Below are 26,029 nucleotides of genomic sequence, written 5' to 3' on the forward strand. Positions count from 1 at the left end.
GCGCGCCATTTACCAGGTATCGTCGACTCCATGAGACTGCCGAGTCCACACCTTTGACGCTCTGACCGAAGCCTGTCGGCCCGGATCGTCGCGTTCGAGGCACTGCGCGACTTCATCCCCCTGTACCCGCTGTACCAGCTGCTCTTCCACCATCACGGGTTGTCGGCTGCCCAGATTTCGACGCTGTTCGTGATCTGGTCCGCGACCGGGTTCGTGCTCGAAGTGCCCTCCGGCGCGTGGGCGGACACGTACTCGCGGCGCAAGCTGCTGATCCTCGGCGCACTGCTGAGCGGACTCGGGTACGCGGCGTGGATCACGATCCCGTCCTTCACCGGCTTCGCGCTCGGCTTCGTCCTCTGGGGTACGTCGAGCGCCTTGATCTCGGGTACGTACGAAGCATTCGCGTACGACGAACTCGCCGCCCGCGATCGTACCGAGCACTTCCCGACGCTACTGAGCCGCGCTCGCTCCGCCGGGTTCGTGATGAACCTGTCGGCAACCCTGCTGGCCGCACCGCTGTTCGACCTCGGTGGGTACGTGCTGGCCGGGGTGGTGAGTGTGGTGAGCTGCCTCGCGCAAGCGGCCGTCGCCTGGTCGCTGCCGGAGACCCGGCCGGTGGAGAACGCCCGCGAGGCCGCCGAGCCCGGCGTGAAAGCTGCCTTCGGCAACTACCTCCACATGCTCCGGGCCGGTGTGTCCGAGGTGGCGTCGACGGGGCTGGTTCGGCGTGCGGTACTGCTCGTCGCGCTGCTCGGCGGATTCCTGGCGTTCGACGAGTACTTCCCGTTGCTGGCCAGCGATACCGGTGCGTCGACGGGCACGATCCCGCTGCTGATCGCGGGTACGGTTGCCGCGCAGGCGATCGGCGGCGCGCTCGCCGGGCCGGCGTACAAGTTGCCCGCAGCAATGTTTTCGGCCGGTCTGGTGCTGACCGCGGTGCTGATCGCGAGCGGGGCGCTGAGCCTGTCGGCCTGGGGTTTCCTGCCGATCGCGCTCGGGTACGGCCTGATGCAGCTGGTGATCGTGGTGTCCGAGGCGCGGCTGCAGGGCGCCATCACCGGACCGGCGCGGGCGACCGTCACCTCCGTCTCCGGCCTGTTCGCCGAGGTTTCCGCGATCGCCGTGTACGCCGGGTTTGCGGTCGGATCGCTCTGGTACTCGATGGCCATCCTGGTCGCTGCGTTGACGATCCCCGTGCTGCTGTCTGCCTTCGTAGTACCGCTCGCGCTGCCGGCACCGCGTGGCTCGGCTGAGATGTCCGATGCTTCTGGTTAGCGCTGACGCGCGGCGATGCCTGCGGTCACGGTTGCCAGGCCTGATTCGAAACCGCTGTCGAAGTCGTAGGCGAGTCCGGTTTCGCCGAGTTCGCCGACGATGCGGGTCAGGGTCGGTGCCTTGCCGGGCGGGAGCTCGTTGACGCGGGCGATCAGGTCGGGGGCGAGTTCGAACGTCTCGGCGCGGACGGACGCTTCGCCGAGGCTGAAGCCGTGGATGAAGTCGATCAGGGTGTTGGCCGCCTCGAAGATCTCACGGGGTGACAAGCCTGCCTGGTCCAGGGCGCGGTAGAAGGGTTCCATCGTGGCTACGACGACGCCGGAGACTGCTGAGGTGTCGGCGAGGACCTGGAGTGCGAGGTTCGGGTGGGCACGCAGACCGTTGCGGTAGGCGCGTGCGGATTCTTTGAGCTGCTCCTGCCACGACATCACCGCAGCCTCGGCCGGAACAGCCGCCTCGGCCGAGACAGCCGCCTCGGCCGGGGTCAGGTCGGCGAAGACCAGTTCGGCCAGGCCGGCCAGGACTGCTGACTTGTTCGGCAGGTGGTGGTACAGCGACATCGGGTTGACCTGCAACGTCGCCGCGAGCCGGCGCATGGTCAGCGCGTCGATGCCCTCGTCGTCGACGATCCGCAGCGCCGCCGTCAGGATCGCCTCCCGGCTCAGCCGCTCCTCCCCGGCGCGGGGACGACCGGACCGTTTGCCTGGATTAACCATACGACGTATGATACATAATCATACAACGTATGAATAAAGGAGCTGGGATGCAGTCGTTGGCGGGGAAGGTGGCGCTGGTCGCCGGTGCGACCCGGGCGGCCGGGCGTGGGATCGCGGTCGAGCTCGGCGCGGCCGGAGCAACCGTGTACGTGACCGGGCGGACCACCCGGGACCGGCAGTCCGAGATGGGCCGGCCGGAAACGATCGAAGACACCGCCGAGCTGGTCGACCAGGCGGGCGGTCGCGGCATCGCCGTACCGGTCGATCATCTGGACCCCGAACAGGTACGCGGCCTGGTCGAGCGGATCGAGCGCGAACAGGGCGCTCTGCACATCCTCGTGAACGACATCTGGGGACAGAGCAGCGAGCCCGAGTGGGACAAGCCGGTCTGGGAGAGCGACCTCGAGAGCGGCCTGCGGTTGCTACAGCTCGGCGTCAACACGCACGCGATCACCAGCCACTTCGCGCTGCCGTTGCTGATCAAGACACCCGGCGGTCTGGTGGTCGAGATGACCGACGGAACGAACGAGTACAACGCGGAGAACTATCGCGTGTCCTTCTTCTACGACGTCGCGAAAGGCGCGGTCAGCCGAATGGCGTACGCGCTCGCGCACGAACTGGACAAGTACGACGGCACGGCGGTGCTGCTCACGCCCGGGTGGCTGCGGTCCGAGGCGATGCTCGAAGGGTTCGGCGTCCGCGAGGAGAACTGGCGGGACGCGACCGAGAAAATCCCGCACTTCGCGATCTCCGAAAGCCCGTCGTACGTCGGCCGGGCGGTGGCCGCGCTCGCGGGCGATCCCGACGTACGCCGCTGGAACGGCAAGTCCACGTCCAGTGGAGAGCTCGCGCGGCGCTACGGTTTCACCGATCTCGACGGCAGCCGCCCGGACGCCTGGCGCTACATCGTCGACGTCCAGGACCCCGGCAAACCCGCCGACACCACCGGCTACCGCTGAACCCGGTACGGCGGACACACCTCCCGCCCGTCCCCACCCGAGACCCCAGCTTCGATCCGCCAACCATCCGCACGATGGGTGGTTTCGGGTTGGACTTTCAGGGTCGGGTGCGGGTGGGCGGCCGCGATCGGGACGCCGGTCGCGGCCGCCAAGGCGAGCAGCTCGCGGCGTGACGTCGCGGCGACCGCCGGGTCGCGCTCGTACACATAGCTGAGCTCCGGCCACCGCGCCTGCGCCGGATGTACGAACGCATCCCCAGCCAGCACGGCCCGCTCAGTGACGACCGCCTGATGCCCAGGCGTATGCCCCGGCGTCGGCAGCAGCCTCATCCCACGCAGCCGCGTCTCCCCGTCCACCACCCGCAACTGCCCGGCGTCCTCGATCGGCCGAATCCTGCTCAGGTACGTCGGCCCGCCGCGCACATGCTCCAGCTCAGCCCGCTGCACCACATACTCCGCCCGCGGAAACGTCGGCCGTACGCCATCACTGGCCCACCCGACATGATCCAGATGCACATGCGTCAGCACGACCGCATCCACATCCGTCACCTCCACCCCCACCTGCGCCAGCAACCGCGGCAACCGCCCACTCACCCCCAACCACTCAGCCGCCTCCCCACCCACCGGCCCCACGCCGGCATCAACCAACGTCACCCCCGACCCATCCACCACCAGGTAACTATGAAAATGCAACCACCACCCCACCGACCCCACATTCCCCGGCGCCACCCCCAAACTCCACTCCACCTGCTCGTCCCCCCACCCCCCAAACCCCACCCCCTCCGGAAAAACTCCCACCGCATCACACAACACCGTCACATCCATGAGAAACCTCCCGGCAGCGCACTCTACGGTCGCAGGACAGCTCGATCCGGCGATCGAAGTGAGGTGCTCCCTGTGGACAACTAGGGGAGGAGCATCCAGGTGGCGAGGGTGGTCATCAGGAGGGCGATGGTGGTGTCCAGGATTTGCCAGGAGCGGGTGCGGGCGAAGAAGGGGGAGAGGTTGCGGGAGAGGAAGCCGAGGGCGAAGAACCAGGTGAAGCTGGCGGTGACGGCGCCCAGGCCGTAGAGCCAGCGGCCGTCGGAGCCGCGTTGGTTGGCGAGGGAGCCGAGGAGGACGACGGTGTCCAGGTAGACGTGCGGGTTCAGGTAGGTAAATCCCAGGCAGGTCAGTACGACGGTGCCGAGCGCGGCGGGTGCATGGTCGGAGGGTGCGATCGCGCTGGGGTGGAAGGCCCGCTTCGCGGCGACGATCGCGTACGCGTAGAGGAACGTGGCGCCGCCGAACTTCGCGATGGTCATGGCCAGTTCGCTGCGGGTGAGCAGTTCGCCGAGACCGGCGATGCCGCCGGAGATCAGCAGCGCGTCGGACAGTGCACAGGTCAGTACGACCGGCAGGACGTGTTCCCGGCGCAGGCCCTGGCGGAGTACGAACGCGTTTTGGGCGCCGATCGCGACGATCAGGGTCAACGACGTGGCGAAACCGGCGAGCAAGGGCATGTCATCGACCGTAGACAGCCGCAGCGGTTCAAGCCAGCTAAAGATTCTGACGGTGCATTAGGATTACTTCATCATGCAGTTCGACTCCGTGCAGCTCGAGACGTTCGTCGCGGTTCTCGACGAGGGCAGTTTCGACGCGGCCGCGCGGCGGTTGCGGGTGACGCCGTCGGCGGTCAGTCAGCGGATCAAGGCGCTGGAGAGCCGCCTCGGGCAGGTGGTCGTGATGCGCGGCAAGCCGGCCCGGGCGACCGCGGCGGGTGCGGCGCTGCTCCGGCTGGCGCGGCAGGTGGCACTGCTCGAGGTCGAGGCGATCGCCGCCGTACGCGGCACGGTCGACGCGCTGCGCATCCCGATCGCGGTGAATGCCGACTCGCTGAACAACTGGTTCCTGCCCGCGATGGCTGACCTGTCGCGTACCCACAACGCGCGGTTCTTGGTGCATCAGGAGGACGAGGAGCACTCCGCGGAGTACCTGCGCAACGGCACGGTGCTCGCTGCTGTCACCGCGGATCCACGTCCGGTACAGGGTTGTCGCGTCGTACGCCTCGGCTGGATGCGCTACCTGCCGCTCGCCACGCCCGAGTACGCCGAGCGCTGGCTGACCGGGAAATCGTTGCCGGAGGCACTTGCCGAGGCGCCGATGGTGGTGTTCAACGAGAAGGACGTCCTGCAGCATCGTCTGCTCCGCAAGGTGACCCGGCGCAAACTCGACCCGCCGGCACACGCGATCCCGGCGTCCGCGCCGTTCCACGAGGCGGTCCGGATCGGGCTCGGCTGGGGCATGATCGAAGACCAGGTGGCCGACACCGAAATCGCCGCCGGCCGCCTGGTAGAGGTTGCCCCCGGCAAGCACATCGACGTACCGCTGTACTGGCAGCACTGGAAGCTCGAGTCCGGCATTCTCGACGCCCTCACGGCAGCGGTACTGCGCGCCGCGGCCGCCGGTCTTCGTACGTCCTGAGCTCGATCGCGTGACATGTCCCGAATCATGTTCCGCGACGGCAGGTACGGCATCAGCCGAAAGGTCAGATCACGCACCTTGATGAACCATTTGCTCGCCGGGACGAACCATTTCGCCCCGGCGACCGCCAGGCTCGTACCCATCCCCGACAGCGGTGAGGCGCAGTATCCGGCGTCACCGACCAGCGCGACCCGGCCGCGGGAGTAGCTGTCGAGCTCGACCTGGCTGACCGAGTCGAAGTAGAAGTCCGGCGCGGTACGCAGTCCGTCGAGCAGCGTCGGTACCTCCCAGCCGATGCCCGCGAAGCGAAGTAGAACAACGCCTTTGCCTCGGTGTTGTTCCGGGCGCTGTAGATGCCGACGGTCTTGCCGGGGACGTTCAGGATCTGACCGGTGTGGTCCAGGCCGAGATGGTTGTCCACCGTGCAGATCGACGCGTAGTACCCGAGGTCGCGCACGTACGACGACTCCGGTCCGAACGCCAGGCGGCGTACGTTCGAGTGCAACCCGTCCGCGCCGATGACCAGGTCGAACCGCCGGGTGACACCGCCGGCGAACACCACGTCGACACCTGAATCGTCTTGGCTCAGCTCGGCGATCGAATCATCGAAGATGTACTCCGTCGTGCCGGCGGTGCGCTCGGACAGGATGTCGACGAGATCGCCACGGAGGATCTCCAGCTCGCCGCTGAACGCCTCGGTCGACGTGGTCGCGGCGAGCCTGCCGAGGTCAGCGGCGCGGCCGGCCCGAACGAAGCCGCCGGCGTGCCGCGCGATGCGGATGCCGCGGTGGCGTACGCGACGGCGGACCCAGGCAGTGCGACGGCGGGGGGGGGGTGCGCGGGAGCGGTTCGTCGCGGCTTGGGGGCAGGTTGCGGGGAGTCTGGAGAATCCGCGGTTGCGGGCCTTGTGGGCGGCGCAGTTCGAGGTGCTCAGTTTGGGGGCGACCATGCCGGAGCTGGTGTCCGACCTGTCGAAGATGCGGTTCGAGGCGCGCGAAGGGCTTGCTCAGCTGTTCGGTGGCGTCGGCCCGGCGGCTGATCCGGAGCAGGTCGAGGAGATCGGCACGTTGCTACAGGCCATCCTGCTCGGCGTGGTCGCGCTCAACATGTTCGATCCGGGGAGCGCGCCCACCGGCGATCAGCTCGCCCGTTCTCTTCGTACGCTGGCCGACCGGGTCAGTCCCAGCGCATAGCCATCGGGTTGTCGGGCGGGATCAGGCCGGCCGACATCAGTACGGCGCTGAGTGGGCTGACCAGGTCGTGCAACTCGGCCGTCAGGTCGTCGCCGAGGGCGCGCCATCCTTGGTCGGCCAGCGCGTCGGTCGTGTCTTCGACTTGCCGGCGTACGGTGCGTCCGGCGTCGGTGAGTGCGCCGGCGGCGTCGAGCAGTCCACGCGTACGCAGATCGTCCTCGGCGGCCGCCCACTCTTCGTCGCTCCAGCGGCGGTTGAGCTGGAGAATCTCCTTCGCCGGACCGCCTGCCGCGGAGATTGTCACCAGCGCCTGGCAGGGAGTGAGCTCCGCGGCGACCAGCGCGGCGACATGGCCGTCGCCGCGTGACTCGCGCAGGATCGTGGTCGCCTGCCAAAGGACCAGATGCGGCTCGGTCGGCCAGTCCAGCGCGCTGTTCGCCGCCGCCAACGGCCGCCCGGCAACCGGCGCCACCTCCGCCGCCCGCCGAGCCACCTCCGCGGCCCGCCCCAACCGCCCGCTGCCGAACCCGCCCTCAGCGAACAGCCGGTGGATCGCGGCGTCCACGGCGGTTAGGCGTACATCGAGCAACTGCTCCGGCGTGGCGTAACCCCAAGCGTCCGGAATCGACCGCCTGACCATCGCCGGATGGAAGTTGTAGAACACCGCCGCGACCAGCTCCGGACCGACCGCCCCGAGCGGCGCCGCGCGGCACCCGAAGTAGCTCATCCAGCCGCCTTTGAGACCGGCGGCGTCGGTCGCCTGCCGCGTCTCCGGCGCGAAGTACGTGATCGCGTGGTACGGCTCGAGGGTCTTCCACATCCGGCGCGCGCGGTTGTCGGTCATCCGGCCCTCCCAGCGAGGATCAGCTCTGCAACGGACGGTACATCACGTGCAATCCGACGTACCCGAGCTTGGCGTGGTCGAACGTCTCCGGCACCGTGCCGATGATCCGGAAGCCGAGCGCCTGCCAGAGGTGTACGGCCGACTCGTTGGTCTCGACGACGGCATTGAACTGGATCGACCGGAACCCGGACCGCCCGGCCCAGGCGATCATGTCCTCGCCGAGCGCCCGCCCGACGCCGCGACCACGGGCCTTGCCGTCGACCATGAAGCTCGCGCTGGCCACGTGCGCGCCGGGGCCGGGCTTGTTCGGGTACATGTTCGCGCTGCCGAGAACGGTGCCGTCGGCATCGACCGCGACCGTGGTCCGGCTCAGCGGCGAGCTGGACGGTGTCATCCAGATCGCCCGGGCCTGCTCCTCGGTCAGCTCCGGGTCATACGTGTACGTCTCGCGCGCGGTGACGATGTCGTGGAAGAACGGCCAGATGGCCGGCCAGTCGGCAGCGGTCGCGGATCTGATCTCAACACTCATGATGGGAGAAGCATCACCCGGTGTTCACGGGAAGCCAAGCAGATTACGGATAGGCTGTCTGGGGATGAGCAAATCTGTGATCCAGGGGCTGCCGCGCTGGACGCTGGTCGTGCCGGCGCTCGCGTTTCTCGACCTCGTGCTGTCCTGGCACCGCGATCTGGGCGCGGTGCTGCTGATCCTGGTCTGCGCCGGGCTGGGCGCCGCGGTGTTCGCCGCCGTCCACCACGCGGAGGTCGTCGCGCACCGGGTCGGCGAACCGTTCGGTACGCTGATTCTCGCGCTCGCGGTGACGATCATCGAGGTCGCGCTGATCGTCACGCTGATGGCCTCGGCCGGCGGGGACAAGGCGGCGACGCTGGCCCGGGACACCGTGTTCGCGGCGGTGATGATCACTTCGAACGGCATCCTCGGGCTGGCGCTGGTCGTCGGCTCGCTCCGGCATCGCGTGCAGACGTTCCGGGTCCAGGCGTCGTACTCGGCGTTGTCGGTGATGACCGCGCTGGTGACGCTGAGCCTGGTCCTGCCGACGTTCACCACGAGCGCGCCAGGCCCGCAGTTCAGCTCGGCGCAGCTCGCGTTCGCCGGTGTCACCTCCCTGGTGATGTACGGCGTCTTCGTGTTCATCCAGACGATCCGGCACCGGGACTACTTCCTTCCGGCCGGCGCCGACGGTGACACCGACGAGGACGAGGAACATCACGCCGCGGCGCCGAGTTCGGCGACCGCGCTGCTCAGTCTCGGCATGCTGCTGGTCTGTCTGGTGTCGGTGGTCGGGCTCGCCAAGACCGTCTCACCGAACCTCGAGTCCGCGGTGGAGACGGCCGGGCTGCCGCTCCCGGTGGTCGGTGTCGTGATCGCGCTGCTGGTGCTGCTGCCGGAGACGATCGCCGCGGTGCGGGCCGCACTGCGGGACCGTCTCCAGACCAGCCTCAACCTGGCGCTCGGCTCGGCCCTGGCCAGCATCGGCCTGACCATCCCGGCGATCGCGATCGCCTCCATCTGGCTGAAGGGGCCGCTCGTGCTCGGCCTCGGCGGCAAGGAGATGGTGCTGTTCGCGCTGACGGTCGTGACCGGTCTGTTCACGCTCTCCACCGGCCGGGCCACGCTGCTCCAGGGTGCTACTCACCTCGCCGTGTTCAGCGCGTTCCTGTTCCTCGCGGTAAGCCCCTGAGGTACTCGGCGACCGCCTGCCGGCCACCGTGTTCGGCCCAGCTCAGCGCGGTGCCGTGATAGTTGGGATCGCGTAGTTCGGGGTCGGCGCCGAGCTCGATCAGCTTCCGGACGGTCGCCAGCTGACCGTTCAGGGCCGCGCGATGGATCGGCGCGGCACCGGAACAGACCTGGACCAGGTCGAATCCGAGCCGCTGCAATGGTTCCAGCGCCTCGGTCCGGCCGATCTCGGCGGCGCGTACGGGCAGGTCCGGCCGGCGCGCCACCGCACGGGCAGCCAACTCGGGCTCGACCTCCGTCGTCTCGCCACGCATCGCCGCCGCGTACACCTCGTGCAGCTGGTCCAGTGGTGCCGCACCGCGGGCGCGGAGCAACTCGGCGATCTCCGTGTGCCCTTGAACCGCTGCCAGCTCGTACGGCCGGTCGCCGCCGAACACCGGGTGCTTCGTACCGACGCCCTCCGGGTCGGTGCCTTGGGCAAGTACCAGCTCGACCCGATGCAACAGGCCGGCCGACGACGCGAACAGCAGCTCGTCCTCTAGCAGTTGCTGTGGCGTCGGATGCGCGGTTGTCATCCGCTCGTGCCACGGACCGCCGTCACCTCGGCCGAGGCCGTATTCGAGCAGGAGCTCCAGGTGTACGTCGTCGTACGGCGGCGGACAGCCGGGACCGCAGTTGTACATGGTCTGGCTGTCGTTCGCGTCGGCGCCCGCGTCGAGGAGGAGCCGCGCGAGCTCGACCCGGTCGCGGTGTGGCGGCTGATCGCCCTCGCCCCGCCCGAACACGCCGGTGAGCGCGGTGAACGGCGAGGGCAGGCCCTGCCAGAGATAGCCCGCGTTCGGGTCCGCGCCGTTCGCCAGCAGCAGGTGGGCGATTTCGAGCTGGTTCGGCGCGTCGAGGCGACTGTACGTGAGGTACAGCAAGGGTTCCCAGCGGTACGGTCCACCTTCGACGGCCGATTGCGCCAAGTTGGCGCGTACGCCGTCCAGGTCGCCCGCGACGACCTGGGTGTAGATGTTGCTTCGGGCAATGTCCGGGAACCGGTCGAGCAACGCTCTTGCGGACTGCTGCCGGGCCGGATCGTCCTGCCCGTAGTGCAGCGTGGCCAGCCGGAGGAACTCGTCGGCGCGCTGCTCCGGCGTGTCGAGCGGGCCACCGACGGACTGTCGGTGCGGCCAACGACTGTACCGGTCGACCAGCTCCAGATGGCGGACGATCCGCGGCCAGCTCGGGAAGCCATAGCTACGGGCGATCACCAGTTGGGCATCGGCCAGCGTCAGCACCGGATGGAACTCGCCGGCCAGCGCGAGCGCGGCGCCGTCGCCGGCGCGGACGTTCTTGAGCAGGGACTTGGCCTGACCGCGCAGATGGTCCAGGTGCGGGTCGTCCGGAAGGTTTCGGGTCGGCATCGCCGACCTCCTCTCTACGAGCCTGCTGTCCGCGTCGTCAGGCGAGAAAGGAGGTGAATCGAGGTCACACGGCGTCAAGCATTCAGGTGGGCTGAGCCCTTCCCGCGGACCGGTGGCGCCCTGCGCGCCTCCGTCGAGAGTAGCTCACAGCGGCTTTTCCATCCACCACTCGGTGAACTCGTGCGCGCGGTCCTTGTCCAGCCGGATCACCCAGAGGTTGCTGAACTCGGACGGCGGATTCGTCAGATAGGTGGTCCAGCCGCGGACGAACCCGACCCCGTCACCGAACCCGAGCACCTCGTACTCGAACGTCGTCTCACCGGGGCCGTCCGCGACCTCGAGCCAGGCGCTGACGATCGCGTCCCGGCCGAGTACCGGCGGTTCGTCCGGACGCCGGTACCAGGCGGCGTCCTCGGTCCAGAGCGCGGCGACGTGCGCGGGATCGTTGCTCTCCCACGCCTTCCGGTAGCGCTCGACCCACCGGTCGAGGTCCTTCTCCTTCATGCGCTGACCCAGCACGTCATGCCGCCATCCTGCCCCAGCCGAGACCCAGATCACGTCAAGGCGTACTTGAACATGTTCAAAACGTCGGCGTACGGTCGGTGGCAACAGAATTGAACGTGTTCAAGAAGTGGGGACGAGAATGAACCTGACGGTGACGACGTACCTGATCTACCTGCTGATCGCGGTGCCGCTGACGATCTGGGTGGCGCGAACGCTGAGCCGGAATGGCAAGATCTTCCTGATCGACGTGTTCCACGGGAACGAGGCCTTCGCCGACGCGGTGAACCGGTTGCTGCTGGTCGGGTTCTACCTGCTCAACCTCGGGTTCGTGACGCTGTTCCTGCGCAGCGACCGCGCGGTGCTGGACGCGAGCGGAGTCTTCGAGCAACTGAGCGTGAAACTCGGGATCGTGATGCTGGTGCTCGGGCTGGTGCACCTGTCGAACGTCTGGATCTTCAACAAGATCCGCACCCGCAGCCGGCTCGACAGCCTGAGCCACCCGCCGGTACCGCCGAACGACGTGACCCCGATGCCGCCGCTGACGATGAACGAGCAGGCGGCCCAGGCCGGGTACTGGGGACCCGGGCGTGCGTGAGTTGACGGTCCTGTACGACGACCACTGCCCGGTGTGCCGGCGGTTCAAGAGCTGGCTGGCGGCGCAGCGGCCGGCGCCGGACGGGGAAGGCGGGGTGGTGCGCCTGCGGTTCGTCGTGGCGGGGTCGGCGGACGCGCGGGCGCGCTACCCGGAGCTGGACCACGCGGCGACGTTGCGTGAGGTGACGGTGATCGCCGACGACGGTTCCGTGTACGTCGGTGACCGGGCCTGGATCGTGTGCCTGTGGGCCACGGGGGAGCACAGGCACACGGCGGTACGTCTCGCGAGCCCGGCGATGCGGCCGGTGGCGAAGGCGATGGTGCAGGCGGCCGCGGGGCTGCGGCGGTTGAGTGGAGGTGACTACGCTGACGAGTGTGACGGACAGTGCGACCGCCAAGGGTGAGCAGACGCGCGAGCTGATCCTGTCGACCGCGCTGCGGTTGTTCCGGGAGCAGGGGTACGGGAAGACCACGATGCGCGCGATCGCCACCGAAGCGGGGGTCTCGGTCGGCAACGCGTACTACTACTACGGCTCCAAGGACCACCTGATGCAGGCGTACTACGACCTGCTCCAGGACCAGCATCGGGAAGCGGTCGAGTCGGTGCTCGCGGCCGAAAAGGCGTTCGTGCCGCGGATGACGGGCGTACTGCTGACGTGGTTGGACGTGGCGGCGCCGTACCACGAGTTCGCCGGCACGTTCTTCAAGACGGCGGCCGACCCGAAGAGTCCTTTGTCGCCGTTCAGTGACGAGTCACGGCCGGCTCGCGAGGCGAGTATCGAGATCTTCCGGCGGGTGGTCGAGGGATCGGACCTCAAAATACCGGCGGACCTGCGCGACGAACTACCTGAACTGCTCTGGCTACTCCAGATGGGCGTCGTGCTCTTCTGGGTACACGATCAGAGCGCGGACGTCCGGCGTACCAGGACCCTCGTGAACCGCGTGGTACCTCTCGTCGACCGGCTGCTTCGCCTGACCCGCATCCCCGGCGTACGCGGCGTGACGAACGAGTTGGTCGGCCTGATCCGCTCGATCAAGCCCTGACGCTCACTCGCCGACGGCGCCGTCCAGCCGCTCCCGGAGCAGATCGGCGTGGCCGTTGTGGCGCGCGTACTCCTCGATCAGGTGGAGGTAGAGATAGCGCAACGAGTACGCGGAATCGTGGCCCGGGCGGATGAACGTGGCATCCAGGTCGTACTGTGCGGCGAGGTCGTCCGAGGTCTTCACGATCGCGCGAAAGTCATCCAGGTCCTGCTCGGCCTGAGCGGGATCGACCAGGTCGAAATCGCCGTCCGGATACTCGTTGGACCAGTACTTCGGTGCCGACGGGTGGTCGGCCAGGGCGCGGTGGAACCAGTATTTCTCCACCTCGCTCAGGTGCCTGACCAGGCCGATCAGCGACATGCTCGACGGGTCCACGGCCCGCTGGACGAGCTGTTCGGCGGTCAGGCCGGACAGCTTCCAGAGCAGGGTGCCACGCTGGTAGTCGAGGAAGCTCCGAAGCAGTACGCGCTCGTCCGCGACCGGCGGCGGATCGACCCGAAACTCTTCCGTCATGCGGTGAACCTAGCGTGTACGGCGGGTGTGGTGCGACAGGTGTGTGAGAAGTGTCCTGTGGATAAGCGGGGGTGTACTGATCTCCGGTGCCGTAAACTGTTCGTGACGGCCCGCCCAGTTCTGCCTCGGGCCGGTTGCGCAATCACATTGCGCCAGCAGTCGACCACCACGCGCCGCGGCCGTAGGGCCGCGCCGGGCAGGACGACCCCTTTGACTTTGGAGTACCTATGGCGGTCCGCCGCCCCACTGACACACGCACGCCCAACCAGTCCACCAACAAGCTCTTCAGCGCCCCAACCGCCGACGGCAACGGTTCCAGCGCTCCGCGCGGTTCCAGCCGTTCTGGCGGTGCGCCCGCCGCTTCCACCGCATCCGCCTCGTCCGGTGCATCCGCTTCCCCCGGTGCCGCCGCTTCTCCCGGTGCCGCCGCTTCTTCGGGTGCCGCTGCCGATTCGGCCGGTGCGCCCGCGCGTCGGCGTCGGCGTCGTGGTGGCGCCGGCCGGAACCGGCAGACCTCGGCCGCCAAGCCTGCCGAGGGTGCCAAGACCACCAAGGCCACGAAGGCTGCCGAGCTCGTCGAGGTTGCTGACAGCAACGACTTCGACGCCCTCGGTGAGCAGCCCGAAGTGGTTGCCTCAGACAACAGAACGTTCGCCGAGCTCGGCCTGCCCAAGGTGCTGGTGAGCGCCCTGTCCGCGGCCGGCGTGGAGAAGCCGTTCCCGATCCAGGCGGCCACGCTGCCGGACTCACTGGCCGGAAAGGACGTTCTCGGGCGCGGCCGCACCGGCTCCGGTAAGACGTATGCCTTCGTCCTGCCGGTCCTGGCCCGGCTGGCCGCCGACGGCGGCAACCGCCGTCCGAACCACCCCCGCGCGCTGATCCTGGCGCCGACGCGTGAGCTCGCGACCCAGATCCAGGCCTCGATCACCCCGCTCGCGGAGAGGCTCGGCCTGCGCTCGATGACGATCTTCGGCGGCGTCGGCCACGGCCCGCAGATCAACGGCCTGCGCAAGGGCGCGGACATCGTCGTCGCCTGCCCGGGCCGGCTCGAGGACCACCTGCAGGCCGGTCACGTCCGGCTCGACGCGGTGCGGATCACCGTCCTCGACGAGGCCGACCACATGGCCGATCTCGGGTTCCTCCCGGCCGTCCGCCGCATTCTCGAGGCGACTCCGGCGGATGCGCAGCGGCTGCTGTTCTCCGCCACGCTGGACGCCGGTGTCGACGTGCTGGTCCGCCGCTTCATGACCGACCCGGTCACGCACAGCGTCGACTCGGCCCGTTCACCGGTCGCGAAGATGACGCACCACGTGCTGCACGTGCAGTCCGACGCGCGGCTCCCGGTCCTGGTCGACCTGACCGCCGCGCCGGGGCGTTCGCTCGTCTTCACCCGGACCAAGTACGGCGCCAAGGCTCTTACCAAGAAGCTGATCGCCCAGGGCGTACCGGCTGTCGAGCTGCACGGAAACCTGTCCCAGGGCGCCCGTACGCGGAATCTCGAAGCCTTCGCGGACGGTACGGCCCGGACGCTGGTCGCCACCGACATCGCGGCCCGCGGGATTCACGTCGACGGTGTCACGCTGGTGATCCACGCGGACCCGCCGATCGAGCACAAGGCGTACCTGCACCGCTCCGGCCGGACTGCCCGCGCCGGCGCCGAAGGTACGGTCGTCACGCTGATGACCGACGAGCAGGTGCGGGATGTCCGCGACCTGACCAAGAAGGCCGGCATCGCGCCGAAGACCACCAAGGTCGCCGCCGACCACCCGTTGCTGTCCGAGCTGGCGCCCGGCGAGCGTACGTACGTCGCGCCGCCGCCGAAGGACGCGCCGGCCAAGCCGACACGCGGCAAGCAAGCGCCGGCCGGCAATCAGGGTGGCGCACGTGCCGGAGGCGGTCGCGCCGGTGGACCTGGTCGCCGCCCAGCCCGCCGTGGACGCCGCCGTCGCGCCAGCGGACAACAGGCGGCCTAGTGCGCCGTCAGTGAGCTGACAGCGGGGGACCGATGCGGATTCGAACGGTTCTGAACGACCTGGTGCCGGGAGCGCTGGGGGTCTGCGACTCGCACGACCACCTGTTCTTCCGGTCCGCGGCACTGCCCGGGCAGGAGCTGGATGACGAGGCGGCCGCAATCGCGGAGGTACGGGCGTTCGCGGACGCCGGCGGTCAGGCGATCGTGCAATGGACACCGCACGGCCTGAACCGCCGGGCCGCCGCGCTGCCCAAGATCTCCACCCGCACCGGTGTCGCGATCGTCGCAGCCACCGGCCTGCACCGCGCCGAGCACTACCCCGAGGGGTACGTCGACAAGGTGCAGGATCGGCTGGCCGAGCTGTTCGTCCGCGAGCTCACCGTCGGCATCGGCGACACGCCGGTCCGGGCCGGGCTGATCAAGGTCGCATCCGGCTTCCACGTACTCGACGCGCACGCGGAGCGGGTGATCCGCGCCGCGGCGGAAGCACATCATGCGACGAACGCGCCGATCGCCGTACATCACGAGCTCGGGTCCGCGGCGGACGCCGTACTCGACTTGCTGGTCGACCGGCTCGACGTGCACCCGGCGGCGGTCATCCTCGGGCACCTCAACCGCTTCCCCGACCACCGGCTGCATCGCGAGCTGGCGGCGCGCGGCGCGTGGCTGGCGTTCGACGGGCCGTCGCGGGCCAACCACGCGACCGACCCGCGGCTGACCGACTGCCTGGCCGCGCTGATCGACGCCGGGTATGCCGACCGGTTGCTACTCGGTGGCGACACCACGACCGCTCGCGCGCGGGCCGCGACCGGAGAAGGACCGGGGATGCCGTACCTGCTGACCCACCTCCGGCCGCGGATCAGCCGGCATTTCGGTGCCGACGTCGCGGACGCCGTGTTCCGGACCAACCCGGCGCGCGCCTTCGCCACCGATTGGCGGCAGTAGCGGTACCTTCCGAGCATGAGCGTGATCGCGCAGGTGTTCGTGGTGGTCGCCGGGGTGTTCCACGTTGCCGTCTTCGTGCTGGAGAGCGTGCTGTTCCGCAAGCCGGCCACGTACCGGCGGTTTCTGGTCAAGGACGATGCCGAGATGACGGCGGCGCGGCCGTGGGCGTTCAATCAGGGTTTCTACAACCTCTTCCTGGCCGTCGGCGCGCTTGGCGGGCTGGTGTGGGGCGGCGACAAAGGGCATGCGATCGCGCTGTTCGCGTGCGCGTGCATGGCCGGCGCGGGCATCGTACTGGTTGCCTCCGACCGCCGGATGGTGCGCGCGGCGGCCACCCAGGCCGTACCGCCGATTCTCGCGCTGGTGCTTGCCGCGGTGCTCTAGTTTCGCTTGACTTCAAGTGCACTTGAGGACCGAAGGTTCTCGGCATGACCACCGCTGCTGAGCCCGTCACCGAGACGGGCGGCGTCCTCTCCCCGCAGTACCGTGCACTGAGCGTCGGGATGGTCGCGCTGATCACCCTGGTCGCGTTCGAGGCGCTTGCCGTCGCGACCGCGATGCCCACGGTCGCGCAGGCGCTCGACGGCCTGCACCTGTACGCGCTCGCGTTCGGCGGACCGCTTGCTTCCGGCGTGGTCGCGATGGTTGTCTCCGGCACCTGGAGCGACCTGAAAGGCCCGACCCGACCGCTCTGGCACGGCACCGCGTGGTTTCTCGGCGGCCTGCTGATCGCCGGGTTCGCGCCGTCGATGGAGGTCCTGGTCGTCGGCCGGATCATCCAGGGTTTCGGCTCCGGCCTGCTGACGGTCGCGCTGTACGTCATCGTCGGGCACCTTTACCCGGCGCGGTTGCGGCCCCGGATCTTCGCCGCGTTCGCGACCGGTTGGGTCGTACCCTCGTTGGTCGGACCCGCGATTGCCGGGCTGATCGTCGAGCACACCAGCTGGCGGCTCGTGTTCCTTGCCGTACCGGTGATCGCGCTTCCGGCGGCGCTGGTGATGCGGCCCGGTCTGGCCCGGGGCGAGGCGCATGAACCTCGTACCGGGAAGTTGTGGAACCGGCGCGCGGGGTGGGCGATCGCGGCCGCGGTCGGCGTCGGGCTGCTGCATTTCGGCGGGCAGCAGCGCGGCGTACTCCAGATCGTTCTGCTGGTGATCGGGCTCGGCGGCGTGATCGCCTTCGCGCCCCGGCTGCTGCCGGCCGGAACGTTCACGCTCGGGCGCGGACTGCCGTCGGTGATCGCGCTCCGCGGCTTGGTCGCGGCCGCCGGGTTCGGCGCGGAGGTGTTCCTGCCGCTGATGCTCACCCGCGAACGCGGCCTGTCGCCGTCGCTCGCCGGGCTGGTACTGACCGTCAGCGCGCTCAGCTGGACCGCCGCCTCCTGGTACCGCGGCCGGCCGACCCAGCCGTTCTCACACGCGGTGTTCCTGCAGGCCGGGATGATCGCGATCGTGCTCGGGATCATCGCCGCCGCGTCGGTGCTCGATCCGCGAGTACCGGTGGTGGTCGCGATCCTTGGTTGGAGCCTGACCGGGGCCGGGATGGGCACGGTGTTCCCGACGCTGTCCGTGCTGGTCCTGGAGTACTCCGAGCGGGACCAGCAGGGCGCCAACAGCTCGGCGCTGCAGCTCAGCGATTCATTGTCTACGGCAACGATTCTCGCCATTGGTGGTTCGCTGTTCGCCGCGCTGGAACCGCATTCGGCCGTGACCGCGTACCTGGTCGCCTTCGGGCTGCCCGCCGTACTTGCACTGCTCGGAGTGCCGGCCGGGCGCCGTACCTGAGCTGTGTTCTTTCAGTCCTTGGAGCCGCTGATCGCGATGCTGGTGCCGAGTCCGATGATCATCAGGCCGCCGGTACCACCGACGAGCTCGAGCCGGCGCGGCGAGCGGGCGAACCACTCGCGCGCCGTACCGGCCACGAACGCCCAGATGCTGTCCGAGGCGAGCGCGATCAGCGTGAAGATCAGCCCGAAAAGCAGAATCTGCGCCCACGCCGGGCTACTCGCACCCTTGTCCACGAACTGCGGCAGCGCGGCGGCGAAGAACACCGCCGTCTTCGCGTTCGTCACCCCGACCAGAAACCCCTGCCGAACCGTCTTCCGCCCGCTGCTCGGCCGCGCCTCACCCGCCAGCGCCTGAGCCAGGGACTTCCTGGTCCGGAACGCATGAACACCGAGATAGATCAGGTACGCGGCACCGCCAAGCTTCACGATCGTCAAGGCGATCGCGCTCGCGGCAATCAACGTACCCAGCCCGGCCGCGATCAGCACGAGCATCACGGCGGCACCCAGCGTGTTACCAACCATCGTCAACACCGCCTCCCGCCGCCCAACCGCAAGCGCCCGCCCGACAATGAACAACACACTCGGACCGGGGACAACGATGATGACAAGCGCGGTGACCGCAAAGGCGATCAGATGATGGGCAGACGGCATCCCAACAGAATAATCGCGCGCTGACGATTAGGGGAGATGCATCCCATTTCCAGAACCACCCCGCGTGCTCGGCGAGCGCTCCATTCGTCGCTCCACTCCTCACCGCGTACCCACCCACCCCTGCTACACCCCTTTCCGGCTCGCACCCGGGACCTCGGCTCGCGCCCGGGACCGCCTTCGCGTGCTTGCAGGAGCATGACCCCTGAGATGACGGGTTGCCCCATGAGAATCTGACCGGGCAACCCTGCGCTTGAGGGGGCAACCCGGCCGCAGCGGCCGGAGCTCGGCTACCCGGCCGACGCTCAGGTAGCAGGCCTGCGCTCTGTTCTGGTTGTAGTTCTCGGCGGGTTGTCGGAAGCGGGTCGTAGGGTTCGTTGGACAGGTGAATGGTGGCCGTTTGAGACCGTCGTACTCGGCTCGGGAGGTGTTGTGAAGCTTCTGCTTACGTCCGGAGGGATCACGAACGAGAGCATCCGTGATGCGCTGGTCGGATTGCTGGGCAAGCCGATCGCCGAGTCCCGTGCGCTCTGCATCCCGACCGCGCAATGGGGTCACCCGATGCTCGGGCCGGTCTCGGTGCGCGGCTTTGTGACCGGCACGCCTCCCTGGCACCTGATGGCCGGCCTCGGCTGGGCCTCCTTGGGTGTACTGGAGCTGACCGCACTACCGAGCATCGGCGAGGAGCGCTGGCTGCCGTGGGTACGAGAGGCCGACGTGCTGCTCGTGGACGGCGGCGATGCAACGTACCTGTGCCACTGGATGCGGGAGTCAGGCCTGTCGCGAGTGATGCCGTCGCTGACTGAGACGGTCTGGGTCGGCGTCAGCGCCGGCAGCATGGTGATGACACCGCGGATCGGTGACGACTTCGTGAACTGGCCGTCCGCGCCGGACGATCGCACGCTCGGGGTCGTGGACTTCTCGATCTTTCCGCACCTCGACCACGAGCTCATGCCCGAAAACACCATGGCCGACGCGGAAAGCTGGGCCGCCGGCATCGCGGGTCCGGCGTACGCGATCGACGACCAGACTGCCATCAAGGTGACCGACGGCACCATCGAGGTCGTCTCCGAAGGCCAGTGGAGAGCATTTTAAGGGAACAGATGTTCTATCGTGGTCGCTGCAGGTAAGAACCTGTCAGGCTCCAGCAGGTCGGCGGCGTGCCGGTGGTTGGTGTGTCGGCGGCCTACGCAAGGATGGAGTGGTGACGGTGAGCGTAGCGACCAGCAGTCGGGACATGATTGAGGGTGCGCTTGCTCGGGCGGTCCAGTTTCCGCGGCTGCGGTACATGGGGTCCAAGTACAAGCTGCTTCCGCACCTCGCGCGGGCTTTCGCGGACGTCGACGGCGCGACGGCGCTGGATGCGTTCGCGGGCAGCGGGGTTGTCTCGTACCTCTTGAAGGCGCAGGGGTACCAGGTCACCTCCAACGACTTCCTGAACTTCCCGTCCGCCATCACCCGTGCCACGGTCGTCAATCAGACGGTGAAACTCACGGCGGCCGAGGTGGACACGATCTGCGGAGAACCGGCGGACGATCGGGACTTCATCCGGCGTACCTTCGACGGTCTGTACTTCACCGCGGCGGATCGGGAGTTCCTCGACTCGGCCTGGTCGCACATCGACCTGCTGAAGGGTCACAAGCAGGCGATCGCCATCTCGGCCTTGGTGCTGGCCGCGGCCCGGAAGCAGCCACGCGGCGTTTTCACCTTCACCGACCTGCGGTACGACGACGGCCGGCGCGATCTGCATTTGCCCCTCCGGGACCACTTCCGGGAGCGGGTCGAGGACTACAACCGGGTGGTCTTCAACAGCGGCCAGACCTGCCAGACGCGATCCGGTGACGTGTTCGACCTGCCGGCGAAGAGCTACGACCTGGTGTACCTCGATCCGCCGTACGCGCCGCCGCGTGACGACAACGACTACATCAAGCGGTATCACTTCCTCGAAGGACTGTCGGTGTACTGGCGTGGCCAGAAGCTGATGGAGAACACCAAGACGAAGAAGCTGGAAAAGAAGTACACCCCGTTCTCTTACAAACGGACCATCGTCGACGCACTGAGTCGTACCTTCGAGCAATTCAAGGATTCGACGATCGTGCTGTCGTACTCGTCGAACGCGATTCCCGACGCCGGGACCATCAAGGATCTGCTCGGAGCGGTAAAGTCCGACATCGAAGTGCGCGAAATCGACCACAAGTACTCCTTCGGTACGCACTCCACCGCGCAACGACGAGATGTGTCGGAGTACATTTTCATCGCCAGGTGAGGTTTGTCCGTGCCCAACATTCCCACGTTCGAGGAGTACCTCGAGACGCTCGGCCGCCTGACCGCCCATGTCGATCCGACGGCGGCGACACCGCATGCGGCGGAGCTGAAGGAAGCCGCGGCGAGCCTGGAGCAGATCTCCGGGATCACGCTCGATTCGCTGACGCGATGGGCGCATGATCATCCCGCTTGGGTGCCCGCCTTGGGTCTCGCGGTCGGGCTGTCGCAGGAGAAGCTGAAGAATTCGCTCAAGGACAAGTTCGGTACGTCGTCGTGGAATCTGCTGGCGAAAGACCAGCCGCGCCGGCTGATCGAGATGATGGACCAGGAATTCGATCTGATCCGGCTCGTCACGGTGCAGCGCGACAAGGTGTACGGCTTCGGCGACATCCTGGTCGCCAGAGCCGGTACGCGGGCGACCGCCGTTCGCGCCGGAGCCTCCGGCCGCAAGGTGGAGGACGAAATCGAGGCGATCGCGCATGACATCGGCCTGGCCTGCGAAACCCGGACCAGATTCGTCGGCCGAAACAACCGCGATGCGCCGTGTGACCTGGTGATCCCGGGGGCCGCCGATGCGGCAATCGTGGTCGCGGCCAAGGGTTTCGACTCCACCGGATCGAAACTCACCGACGCCGTCCGCGAAATCGAAGAAATGGCCGACGTGCGGCTGCCTCATCAGTTCGTTTACGCGGTCATCGACGGCATCGGCTGGAAGAGCCGCCGCCGGGATCTGCAGCGAATCCACAAACTGTGGGAAAGCCAGCAGATCAACGGCATGTACACCCTCGCCACGCTCGACCAGTTCCGCGCCGACGTCGAGGACGCCGCCCACATCCGCCGCCTGCTCTGAGCAGGTTCTCCACTCGTGTTGGGAGTTCTCCACCCGCACACCACTGGAGAACCCTGGCGGGGTCCAGTGGTCTAAGCAACGAGTAGTTCGGCCAGTGCTTGGGCTGGGGTTTTGAGGTTGAGTGTAGGGCGGGGTCGTTGGTTGAGGGTGGTGGCGATCTGGTCGAGGCTGGCGGCGGTGTGGGTGGACAGGTCTGTGCCTTTGGTGAGCCAGAACCGCAGGAGCCGGTTGGTGTTCTCGTTGGTGCCGCGTTGCCAGGGGGAGTGGGGGTCGCAGAAGTAGACAGGCATGTTCAGATCGAGCTGGATGCGCCGGTAGGCGGCTAGTTCGCGTCCGCGGTCCCAGGTCAGGGAGCGGCGCAGGTGGTCGGGCAGGGTGCGCATCTGGGTGATCATGGTCTCGGCCACGGTGTCGGCGTCGTGCTGGCCGGGCAGGTGCAGCAAGATGGTGAACCGGGTGGTGCGCTCGACGAGTGTGCCGACCGCGGAGCGGTTGCCGGTGCCGATGATCAGGTCGCCTTCCCAATGTCCGGGCACGGCACGGTCGGTGGCCTCGGCGGGGCGCTGACTGATCGTGAACGCTTCCCGGTACGGGTTTCGGGCCTGGCGATGGTCGCCGCCGCGGGGTTTGCGGGCCGTGCGGCGCAGGCTCAACTGCCGGTGCAGGTCTTGTCGCAGCTGGCCGCGGGTCTGCACATACAGCGCTTGGTAGATGGTTTCGTGCGACACACGAGCCATCCTCTCCTGCGCGCTGTCGCCGGGGTGATCACGGCGCAGTACTGCCGCGATCAGGCCCGGGGACCAGCCGGTGTCCATCCAGCCGGTGATCCGGGCGCACAGCCCCGGATCGGCGGCCAGCTTGAACTCCTTGGGCCGGCGCCGCCGCTCATGAGCGGCACGGTGAGCCACCGGCGCCCAATAGGACCCGTCCCGGCCGCGATTGCGGGCCACCTCACGCCAGATCACCGACTTGTCCCGCCCGATCGCCTCACCGATCCCGGCATACGACAACCCCTGCCGTAACAGCACAGCGATCACCGCCCGGTCCTCACTGGTCAACGGCCGCCGAGCTCGCGTCCCCGCGACCCCACCCGCGACCCCACCCGGGACTGCTGCCGGCACGCTGCCCGGCAACCCACCAGCTCTGTTCTGCCGCAACGATGGCTCCACAAGCCCCGATGTTCGCCACCACAACGAACCCGTATCCCACGACACGCCGACCGCCGACGCCGCTGACTGCACCGACCACCCACCACCCACCAGCGCGAAAAACTCATCCCGCACTCCGTACGGATACCTCATCGGCATACACAACACCTTCCATCAGGCGTTGCTTCGACCACTGGACCCCGCCCCTCAACGAGAGTGGAGAACCCCGGCGCTGGTCATCCGGCGTTTCTGCTGACAAACTGCGGTTGGCTCGGCCTCACGCCCAGGAGGCCGGTTGTCACGGGGAGTCACGATGGCTGCGTACGATGAGCTGACCGAACGGTTTCGCGCCAATCACGCGCTGCTGGTCGCGGCACGCGATCGGCTGCAGGCCGCGGTCAGCGCCGGTACCGCGACCGGCGAGCAACGGACCCGCCTCGACACCGTCAACGAACTGCTCACCCCGGTCACCGCCGCCGAAGTAGATGCCGAGGGCAACGTTGTCGAGGTGCGGCGGCCGCGGCAGTTCCTCAAGGTCGATCCCGAAGGACAAGGGCGCGCGGTCGAGGTACTGGGTGAGCTGCGGCAGGCGAAGAACGTCGCGGTCCTGGTACCGGGGATGGGCAACAGCCTGGACACGTTCCGCGGGCAGGCTGATCGCGGCGATCTGGTCCGCGCGGAGGCCGGCCCGGGTACGGCCGTGATCGTTTGGCTGGACTACGACTCGCCGCAGGGGCTGGCGCAGGCGGCGAGCAAGGACGCCGCGCTGGACGGCGGGCCGCGGCTGGCGGAGTTCCTGCACGAGGTCGACGAGCTGAAGGCGGCCGACGCCGAGGTCACGCTCGTCGCTCACTCGTACGGCACCGATGTGGCCGGCGAGGCGCTGATCAACGGCGCGCGGCCGGCCCGGGTGGTGATGACGGGGTCGCCGGGCATCCGCAAGTACATCGATGAGGCAGCCGATTTCGTGCCGTCGCCGACGAGGTTGTACGTGGAGCGCGCGCCCGGGGATTACGTGGCGTACTCCGAATGGCATGGGCCCGATCCGGCGACGTTCCCGGATGCGGTACGGATGGCGACGAACGATCCACTCGCGAACGACGAAGCAGTGTCGGTGCACTGGCACAACGAGTACTACCGAACGAACAGCGAGGCCCTGCGCAACATCGGCCGCGTCGTACGCGGCGACCTGCAGGCGATCACCACCACCGCCACAACCCGAACCACCGAAACCGAGCTCGCCCCACTCACATCCTGGGGCACCCCCTTCAACCACCTAGCCAAGACAGCATCCGCGGTCTACAACGGCGTCGTAAACCTCACCCACCCCCACCGCCACCCCACAGCACCCCCCAACACTCCGACGGCAGCCCCTGGCACTCCCGCAGCGCTTCCCGATGCTCCCGCCGTTCCCGTGCCGGACGACGGAGTGCGGCAGGCTGGCTGGAGTTCCGTCGAGCGGGTGCCGGGCGAGCGCGAATCCACCGCCCGCGGCGCCGGCGTGAGTCGTGGTGGTGCGCATCGGGATCATCAGACCGGAGGCCGAGGCCGATGACAACCGCACGGGAATTCCTGCGAGCCGAACTGATCGCGCTCGCGGAGATCGTCGTACCTGGACAACAGCCGATCGTCACCCACGACCCGGGACCGGTAAACCCAGGCGTACTCTTCGACGGCCGCGGTCCCGCAACCGTATGCCGAATCACCGTACAAACCGGCAATCCAACCTCCCCCGCCCCAACAACCGCCTCCCCCACCGCCCCAACAACCGACCCGACCACCGACCGAGCAACCGGCCCGACCACCGACCCAGCCGCCGCCGCGTCCGCCGCCGTGACCGCGGCGGCCGACGCACTCCGGGCGCGCGGATGGACCGTCGACCTGCAGCCGCCGGAGAACGGGCACTACCGCCTTTCTGCCAAACGCGACGGCTACGACCTCGCCGTACACGCCTGGTCGACCGACTGGCGGATAACGTTCACCGGCGAGACCCCGCTGGTTTCTTGACCTGAGTACCCGGTTGCCAGGTAACGAATCGCTGCGTCGCCTCGCGAGTCCTTGGCCGGACGGTGTATCACGGAAGCGTGACGTTGACCGAAGCCCGTAACCACCTCCGCTCGGAGCTCCTCGCGGTGGCGGCAATCGTCGTACCCGACCAGACCCCGACGGTCACCCAGGACCCCGGCCCGACCGATCCCGGCGCCCTGTCCGGCGACCGCGGCCCCGAGGCCGTCTGCACGATCACCGTCGAGACCGGCGACCCCACCACCCCGGACCCCGAGGCCCAGCTCAGCTTCGCCGCCGACACCTTGGAGTCCCGCGGCTGGAAGGTCACCATCTCCGAAGCCACCGGCGACCACCACCACCTAACCGCCCGCCGCCAGGGCTACGACCTCACCGTAGAAGCCCAATCCACCGACTGGCGCCTGACCTTCACCGGCCAAACCCCCCACCCAGACGACCTCTAGGCCCTGCGCCGCCGACGGCCTAGTCGTTGGAATCGGCGAACAGTTCGATGATCTGGGCCTGTGTGGCCGGCGGAATAATCGTCGAGAACACGATCTGGCCGTAGGCGACTTCAACACCCATTGCCCCGCCCGGCTCGACCTGCCAGTCCGCGTGGGGTACGCCGGGTACGGCATCGAGGATGATCGCGAGGACGGAGGGGTTGATGAATCCTTCCGCCGCGATTGCCAGATAGGCCTCTTCCCGCGCTCTGACGCAGGCCTTGAGGACATAGCTGGAGAACTCCGCGGTGACGACCTTCCCGCTCGTCAAGGATTCGTAGATCAGCCGCCGAGTCAGATCCCTGATGGCAAGGCCGGCCTGGAGTGCGACCTCTGCGTCGAGCCTTTTGAAGTCAACCTCTCCGGGCAGGAGCTGATCGGTGCTGACCTGCCCGCTGCCAGTTCCCGCGCGAACGGCTTCAGCCTCGATGCTCTTGTAGAAGTCGGTGCGGCTGTCGGACTTCCGCTCGCCCGCCGCACAGATCCACCACCAGGTGTCGGTTGTCGTCAGTAGCTGCGCGCGATGACTCGCGTCGTCAGGGTTCAGCTTCGTTGCCGCGCCGCGGTGGTTGGTCACCTTGACTTTGAACCACACTCTGTCAGTCAGGGAGCGTACGCGTTCGGCGCCGCCGGCCTGCGCTTCGGCAGGCAACTGCTGAGCCTTCTCTATCAGCGGATGGTCGAGAGCGGTGTGTT

General features: G+C 68.1%; 30 protein-coding genes. 18 read left to right on the forward strand and 12 right to left on the reverse strand.

Annotated elements, in window-relative coordinates; genetic code table 11:
- Window positions 1-129: 129 nt before the first annotated feature.
- Window positions 130-1,275: an MFS transporter gene (locus tag HDA44_RS27010; protein ID WP_272956629.1), complete on the forward strand. Its 1,146-nt coding sequence runs from the start codon at window positions 130-132 to the stop codon at window positions 1,273-1,275.
- Here HDA44_RS27010 and HDA44_RS27015 read toward each other — a convergent pair.
- On the reverse strand, window positions 1,272-1,991 hold the full coding sequence (locus HDA44_RS27015; RefSeq protein WP_184839098.1) for a TetR/AcrR family transcriptional regulator: 720 nt from the start codon (window positions 1,989-1,991) through the stop codon (window positions 1,272-1,274). The genes HDA44_RS27010 and HDA44_RS27015 overlap by 4 nt on opposite strands.
- Window positions 1,992-2,038: 47 nt before the next feature.
- Between HDA44_RS27015 and HDA44_RS27020 the strand changes: the two genes are divergently transcribed.
- Window positions 2,039-2,950, forward strand: coding sequence for an SDR family oxidoreductase (locus HDA44_RS27020; protein ID WP_184839100.1), 912 nt, complete (start codon window positions 2,039-2,041; stop codon window positions 2,948-2,950).
- Here HDA44_RS27020 and HDA44_RS27025 read toward each other — a convergent pair.
- Together HDA44_RS27025 and HDA44_RS27030 are read right to left on the reverse strand one after the other, a co-directional pair.
- Complete coding sequence (locus HDA44_RS27025; RefSeq protein WP_337906466.1) at window positions 2,941-3,621, reverse strand: MBL fold metallo-hydrolase; 681 nt, start codon at window positions 3,619-3,621, stop codon at window positions 2,941-2,943. The genes HDA44_RS27020 and HDA44_RS27025 overlap by 10 nt on opposite strands.
- A gap of 233 nt (window positions 3,622-3,854) precedes the next feature.
- Complete coding sequence (locus tag HDA44_RS27030) at window positions 3,855-4,451, reverse strand: LysE/ArgO family amino acid transporter (RefSeq protein WP_184839104.1); 597 nt, start codon at window positions 4,449-4,451, stop codon at window positions 3,855-3,857.
- Window positions 4,452-4,524: 73 nt separating this feature from the next.
- Here HDA44_RS27030 and HDA44_RS27035 point away from each other — a divergent pair, with 73 nt between their 5' ends.
- Window positions 4,525-5,412 (forward strand): LysR family transcriptional regulator ArgP, encoded by an 888-nt coding sequence (locus tag HDA44_RS27035; protein WP_184839106.1) that lies wholly within the window; start codon window positions 4,525-4,527, stop codon window positions 5,410-5,412.
- Window positions 5,413-5,476: 64 nt separating this feature from the next.
- On the opposite strand, the gene HDA44_RS27040 is transcribed toward HDA44_RS27035, so the two are convergent.
- Window positions 5,477-6,361 (reverse strand): Rossmann-fold NAD(P)-binding domain-containing protein, encoded by an 885-nt coding sequence (locus HDA44_RS27040; protein ID WP_184839108.1) that lies wholly within the window; start codon window positions 6,359-6,361, stop codon window positions 5,477-5,479.
- Here HDA44_RS27040 and HDA44_RS27045 point away from each other — a divergent pair.
- A complete protein-coding gene (locus HDA44_RS27045) occupies window positions 6,360-6,605 on the forward strand; it encodes a hypothetical protein (RefSeq protein WP_184839110.1) in 246 nt (81 codons plus the stop codon). The two genes, HDA44_RS27040 and HDA44_RS27045, sit on opposite strands and share 2 nt — an antisense overlap.
- On the opposite strand, the gene HDA44_RS27050 is transcribed toward HDA44_RS27045, so the two are convergent.
- Window positions 6,589-7,449, reverse strand: coding sequence for an SCO6745 family protein (locus HDA44_RS27050; RefSeq protein ID WP_184839112.1), 861 nt, complete (start codon window positions 7,447-7,449; stop codon window positions 6,589-6,591). The two genes, HDA44_RS27045 and HDA44_RS27050, sit on opposite strands and share 17 nt — an antisense overlap.
- Before the next feature lie 19 nt (window positions 7,450-7,468).
- Window positions 7,469-7,978, reverse strand: a complete 510-nt coding sequence (locus tag HDA44_RS27055; RefSeq protein WP_184839114.1) for a GNAT family N-acetyltransferase — start codon at window positions 7,976-7,978, stop codon at window positions 7,469-7,471.
- A 64-nt stretch (window positions 7,979-8,042) separates the two neighbouring features.
- On the opposite strand from HDA44_RS27055, the gene HDA44_RS27060 reads away from it, so the two are divergent.
- On the forward strand, window positions 8,043-9,149 hold the full coding sequence (locus HDA44_RS27060) for a calcium:cation antiporter (protein WP_184839116.1): 1,107 nt from the start codon (window positions 8,043-8,045) through the stop codon (window positions 9,147-9,149).
- Here the strand turns inward: HDA44_RS27060 and HDA44_RS27065 are convergent.
- Together HDA44_RS27065 and HDA44_RS27070 are read right to left on the reverse strand one after the other, a co-directional pair.
- Window positions 9,115-10,557 carry an ankyrin repeat domain-containing protein gene (locus HDA44_RS27065; protein ID WP_184839118.1) on the reverse strand — a complete coding sequence of 481 codons (1,443 nt, stop codon included), beginning with the start codon at window positions 10,555-10,557 and terminating at the stop codon, window positions 9,115-9,117. The two genes, HDA44_RS27060 and HDA44_RS27065, sit on opposite strands and share 35 nt — an antisense overlap.
- 144 nt (window positions 10,558-10,701) lie before the next feature.
- A complete protein-coding gene (locus HDA44_RS27070) occupies window positions 10,702-11,061 on the reverse strand; it encodes a YybH family protein (protein ID WP_184839120.1) in 360 nt (119 codons plus the stop codon).
- A gap of 139 nt (window positions 11,062-11,200) precedes the next feature.
- Here HDA44_RS27070 and HDA44_RS27075 point away from each other — a divergent pair, with 139 nt between their 5' ends.
- Genes HDA44_RS27075 through HDA44_RS27085 form a run of 3 tightly spaced genes read left to right on the forward strand, consistent with a single transcriptional unit; the run spans window position 11,201 to window position 12,699 of the window.
- A complete protein-coding gene (locus HDA44_RS27075) occupies window positions 11,201-11,656 on the forward strand; it encodes a hypothetical protein (RefSeq protein ID WP_202887585.1) in 456 nt (151 codons plus the stop codon).
- Window positions 11,649-12,059 (forward strand): DCC1-like thiol-disulfide oxidoreductase family protein, encoded by a 411-nt coding sequence (locus HDA44_RS27080; RefSeq protein WP_184839122.1) that lies wholly within the window; start codon window positions 11,649-11,651, stop codon window positions 12,057-12,059. Before HDA44_RS27075 ends, HDA44_RS27080 begins: the two co-directional genes overlap by 8 nt.
- The gene (locus tag HDA44_RS27085) at window positions 12,031-12,699 is read left to right on the forward strand and encodes a TetR family transcriptional regulator (RefSeq protein ID WP_184839124.1); all 669 of its coding nucleotides are present in this window, start codon (window positions 12,031-12,033) and stop codon (window positions 12,697-12,699) included. Before HDA44_RS27080 ends, HDA44_RS27085 begins: the two co-directional genes overlap by 29 nt.
- A 3-nt stretch (window positions 12,700-12,702) precedes the next feature.
- On the opposite strand, the gene HDA44_RS27090 is transcribed toward HDA44_RS27085, so the two are convergent.
- The gene (locus HDA44_RS27090; RefSeq protein WP_184839126.1) at window positions 12,703-13,212 is read right to left on the reverse strand and encodes a DinB family protein; all 510 of its coding nucleotides are present in this window, start codon (window positions 13,210-13,212) and stop codon (window positions 12,703-12,705) included.
- A gap of 227 nt (window positions 13,213-13,439) precedes the next feature.
- Here HDA44_RS27090 and HDA44_RS27095 point away from each other — a divergent pair, with 227 nt between their 5' ends.
- Genes HDA44_RS27095 through HDA44_RS27110 form a run of 4 tightly spaced genes read left to right on the forward strand, consistent with a single transcriptional unit; the run spans window position 13,440 to window position 17,913 of the window.
- Complete coding sequence (locus tag HDA44_RS27095) at window positions 13,440-15,185, forward strand: DEAD/DEAH box helicase (protein WP_272956442.1); 1,746 nt, start codon at window positions 13,440-13,442, stop codon at window positions 15,183-15,185.
- Window positions 15,186-15,217: 32 nt separating this feature from the next.
- Window positions 15,218-16,129 (forward strand): phosphotriesterase family protein, encoded by a 912-nt coding sequence (locus tag HDA44_RS27100; protein WP_184839128.1) that lies wholly within the window; start codon window positions 15,218-15,220, stop codon window positions 16,127-16,129.
- Between the two features lie 15 nt (window positions 16,130-16,144).
- On the forward strand, window positions 16,145-16,513 hold the full coding sequence (locus HDA44_RS27105; protein ID WP_184839130.1) for a DUF1304 domain-containing protein: 369 nt from the start codon (window positions 16,145-16,147) through the stop codon (window positions 16,511-16,513).
- A 44-nt stretch (window positions 16,514-16,557) separates the two neighbouring features.
- On the forward strand, window positions 16,558-17,913 hold the full coding sequence (locus tag HDA44_RS27110; RefSeq protein WP_184839132.1) for an MFS transporter: 1,356 nt from the start codon (window positions 16,558-16,560) through the stop codon (window positions 17,911-17,913).
- 11 nt (window positions 17,914-17,924) lie between these two features.
- Here the strand turns inward: HDA44_RS27110 and HDA44_RS27115 are convergent, their stop codons facing one another.
- Window positions 17,925-18,566: a LysE family translocator gene (locus tag HDA44_RS27115; RefSeq protein WP_184839134.1), complete on the reverse strand. Its 642-nt coding sequence runs from the start codon at window positions 18,564-18,566 to the stop codon at window positions 17,925-17,927.
- 429 nt (window positions 18,567-18,995) lie between these two features.
- Here HDA44_RS27115 and HDA44_RS27120 point away from each other — a divergent pair, with 429 nt between their 5' ends.
- From HDA44_RS27120 to HDA44_RS27130, 3 genes are all read left to right on the forward strand, one after another.
- Entirely contained in the window at window positions 18,996-19,658 is a 663-nt protein-coding gene (locus HDA44_RS27120; RefSeq protein ID WP_184839136.1) for a Type 1 glutamine amidotransferase-like domain-containing protein, read from the forward strand.
- A gap of 109 nt (window positions 19,659-19,767) precedes the next feature.
- Window positions 19,768-20,829 carry a DNA adenine methylase gene (locus HDA44_RS27125; RefSeq protein ID WP_202887588.1) on the forward strand — a complete coding sequence of 354 codons (1,062 nt, stop codon included), beginning with the start codon at window positions 19,768-19,770 and terminating at the stop codon, window positions 20,827-20,829.
- Between the two features lie 9 nt (window positions 20,830-20,838).
- The gene (locus tag HDA44_RS27130) at window positions 20,839-21,678 is read left to right on the forward strand and encodes a DpnII family type II restriction endonuclease (RefSeq protein WP_184839138.1); all 840 of its coding nucleotides are present in this window, start codon (window positions 20,839-20,841) and stop codon (window positions 21,676-21,678) included.
- A gap of 71 nt (window positions 21,679-21,749) precedes the next feature.
- Here HDA44_RS27130 and HDA44_RS27135 read toward each other — a convergent pair whose 3' ends face one another.
- Window positions 21,750-22,985, reverse strand: coding sequence for an IS30 family transposase (locus HDA44_RS27135; RefSeq protein WP_184830484.1), 1,236 nt, complete (start codon window positions 22,983-22,985; stop codon window positions 21,750-21,752).
- Between the two features lie 154 nt (window positions 22,986-23,139).
- Between HDA44_RS27135 and HDA44_RS27140 the strand changes: the two genes are divergently transcribed.
- The 3 genes from HDA44_RS27140 (at window position 23,140) to HDA44_RS27150 (ending at window position 25,294) form a co-directional block, all read left to right on the forward strand.
- Entirely contained in the window at window positions 23,140-24,381 is a 1,242-nt protein-coding gene (locus HDA44_RS27140; RefSeq protein WP_184839140.1) for an alpha/beta hydrolase, read from the forward strand.
- Window positions 24,378-24,833: a hypothetical protein gene (locus HDA44_RS27145; RefSeq protein ID WP_184839142.1), complete on the forward strand. Its 456-nt coding sequence runs from the start codon at window positions 24,378-24,380 to the stop codon at window positions 24,831-24,833. The genes HDA44_RS27140 and HDA44_RS27145 overlap by 4 nt, the downstream gene beginning before the upstream one ends.
- A gap of 77 nt (window positions 24,834-24,910) precedes the next feature.
- Window positions 24,911-25,294: a hypothetical protein gene (locus HDA44_RS27150; RefSeq protein WP_319038734.1), complete on the forward strand. Its 384-nt coding sequence runs from the start codon at window positions 24,911-24,913 to the stop codon at window positions 25,292-25,294.
- Window positions 25,295-25,313: 19 nt separating this feature from the next.
- On the opposite strand, the gene HDA44_RS27155 is transcribed toward HDA44_RS27150, so the two are convergent.
- A complete protein-coding gene (locus tag HDA44_RS27155) occupies window positions 25,314-25,985 on the reverse strand; it encodes a hypothetical protein (protein ID WP_184839144.1) in 672 nt (223 codons plus the stop codon).
- Between the last annotated feature and the right edge of the window lie 44 nt (window positions 25,986-26,029).

Source organism: Kribbella solani, from assembly GCF_014205295.1.
GTDB lineage: Bacteria > Actinomycetota > Actinomycetes > Propionibacteriales > Kribbellaceae > Kribbella > Kribbella solani.

What these genes read in the sequence shown, in the direction of transcription:
- HDA44_RS27040 (WP_184839108.1), bottom strand. Translation starts at nt 6,361, where the DNA reads ATGGTCGCCCCCAAACTGAGCACCTCGAACTGCGCCGCCCACAAGGCC.
- HDA44_RS27050 (WP_184839112.1), bottom strand. Translation starts at nt 7,449, where the DNA reads ATGACCGACAACCGCGCGCGCCGGATGTGGAAGACCCTCGAGCCGTAC.
- HDA44_RS27090 (WP_184839126.1), bottom strand. Translation starts at nt 13,212, where the DNA reads ATGACGGAAGAGTTTCGGGTCGATCCGCCGCCGGTCGCGGACGAGCGC.
- HDA44_RS27015 (WP_184839098.1), bottom strand. Translation starts at nt 1,991, where the DNA reads ATGGTTAATCCAGGCAAACGGTCCGGTCGTCCCCGCGCCGGGGAGGAG.
- HDA44_RS27095 (WP_272956442.1), top strand. Translation starts at nt 13,440, where the DNA reads ATGGCGGTCCGCCGCCCCACTGACACACGCACGCCCAACCAGTCCACC.
- HDA44_RS27135 (WP_184830484.1), bottom strand. Translation starts at nt 22,985, where the DNA reads ATGCCGATGAGGTATCCGTACGGAGTGCGGGATGAGTTTTTCGCGCTG.
- HDA44_RS27100 (WP_184839128.1), top strand. Translation starts at nt 15,218, where the DNA reads ATGCGGATTCGAACGGTTCTGAACGACCTGGTGCCGGGAGCGCTGGGG.
- HDA44_RS27020 (WP_184839100.1), top strand. Translation starts at nt 2,039, where the DNA reads ATGCAGTCGTTGGCGGGGAAGGTGGCGCTGGTCGCCGGTGCGACCCGG.
- HDA44_RS27045 (WP_184839110.1), top strand. Translation starts at nt 6,360, where the DNA reads ATGCCGGAGCTGGTGTCCGACCTGTCGAAGATGCGGTTCGAGGCGCGC.
- HDA44_RS27055 (WP_184839114.1), bottom strand. Translation starts at nt 7,978, where the DNA reads ATGAGTGTTGAGATCAGATCCGCGACCGCTGCCGACTGGCCGGCCATC.
- HDA44_RS27070 (WP_184839120.1), bottom strand. Translation starts at nt 11,061, where the DNA reads ATGAAGGAGAAGGACCTCGACCGGTGGGTCGAGCGCTACCGGAAGGCG.
- HDA44_RS27105 (WP_184839130.1), top strand. Translation starts at nt 16,145, where the DNA reads ATGAGCGTGATCGCGCAGGTGTTCGTGGTGGTCGCCGGGGTGTTCCAC.
- HDA44_RS27075 (WP_202887585.1), top strand. Translation starts at nt 11,201, where the DNA reads ATGAACCTGACGGTGACGACGTACCTGATCTACCTGCTGATCGCGGTG.
- HDA44_RS27145 (WP_184839142.1), top strand. Translation starts at nt 24,378, where the DNA reads ATGACAACCGCACGGGAATTCCTGCGAGCCGAACTGATCGCGCTCGCG.
- HDA44_RS27035 (WP_184839106.1), top strand. Translation starts at nt 4,525, where the DNA reads ATGCAGTTCGACTCCGTGCAGCTCGAGACGTTCGTCGCGGTTCTCGAC.
- HDA44_RS27140 (WP_184839140.1), top strand. Translation starts at nt 23,140, where the DNA reads ATGGCTGCGTACGATGAGCTGACCGAACGGTTTCGCGCCAATCACGCG.
- HDA44_RS27060 (WP_184839116.1), top strand. Translation starts at nt 8,043, where the DNA reads ATGAGCAAATCTGTGATCCAGGGGCTGCCGCGCTGGACGCTGGTCGTG.
- HDA44_RS27115 (WP_184839134.1), bottom strand. Translation starts at nt 18,566, where the DNA reads ATGCCGTCTGCCCATCATCTGATCGCCTTTGCGGTCACCGCGCTTGTC.
- HDA44_RS27030 (WP_184839104.1), bottom strand. Translation starts at nt 4,451, where the DNA reads ATGCCCTTGCTCGCCGGTTTCGCCACGTCGTTGACCCTGATCGTCGCG.
- HDA44_RS27065 (WP_184839118.1), bottom strand. Translation starts at nt 10,557, where the DNA reads ATGCCGACCCGAAACCTTCCGGACGACCCGCACCTGGACCATCTGCGC.
- HDA44_RS27110 (WP_184839132.1), top strand. Translation starts at nt 16,558, where the DNA reads ATGACCACCGCTGCTGAGCCCGTCACCGAGACGGGCGGCGTCCTCTCC.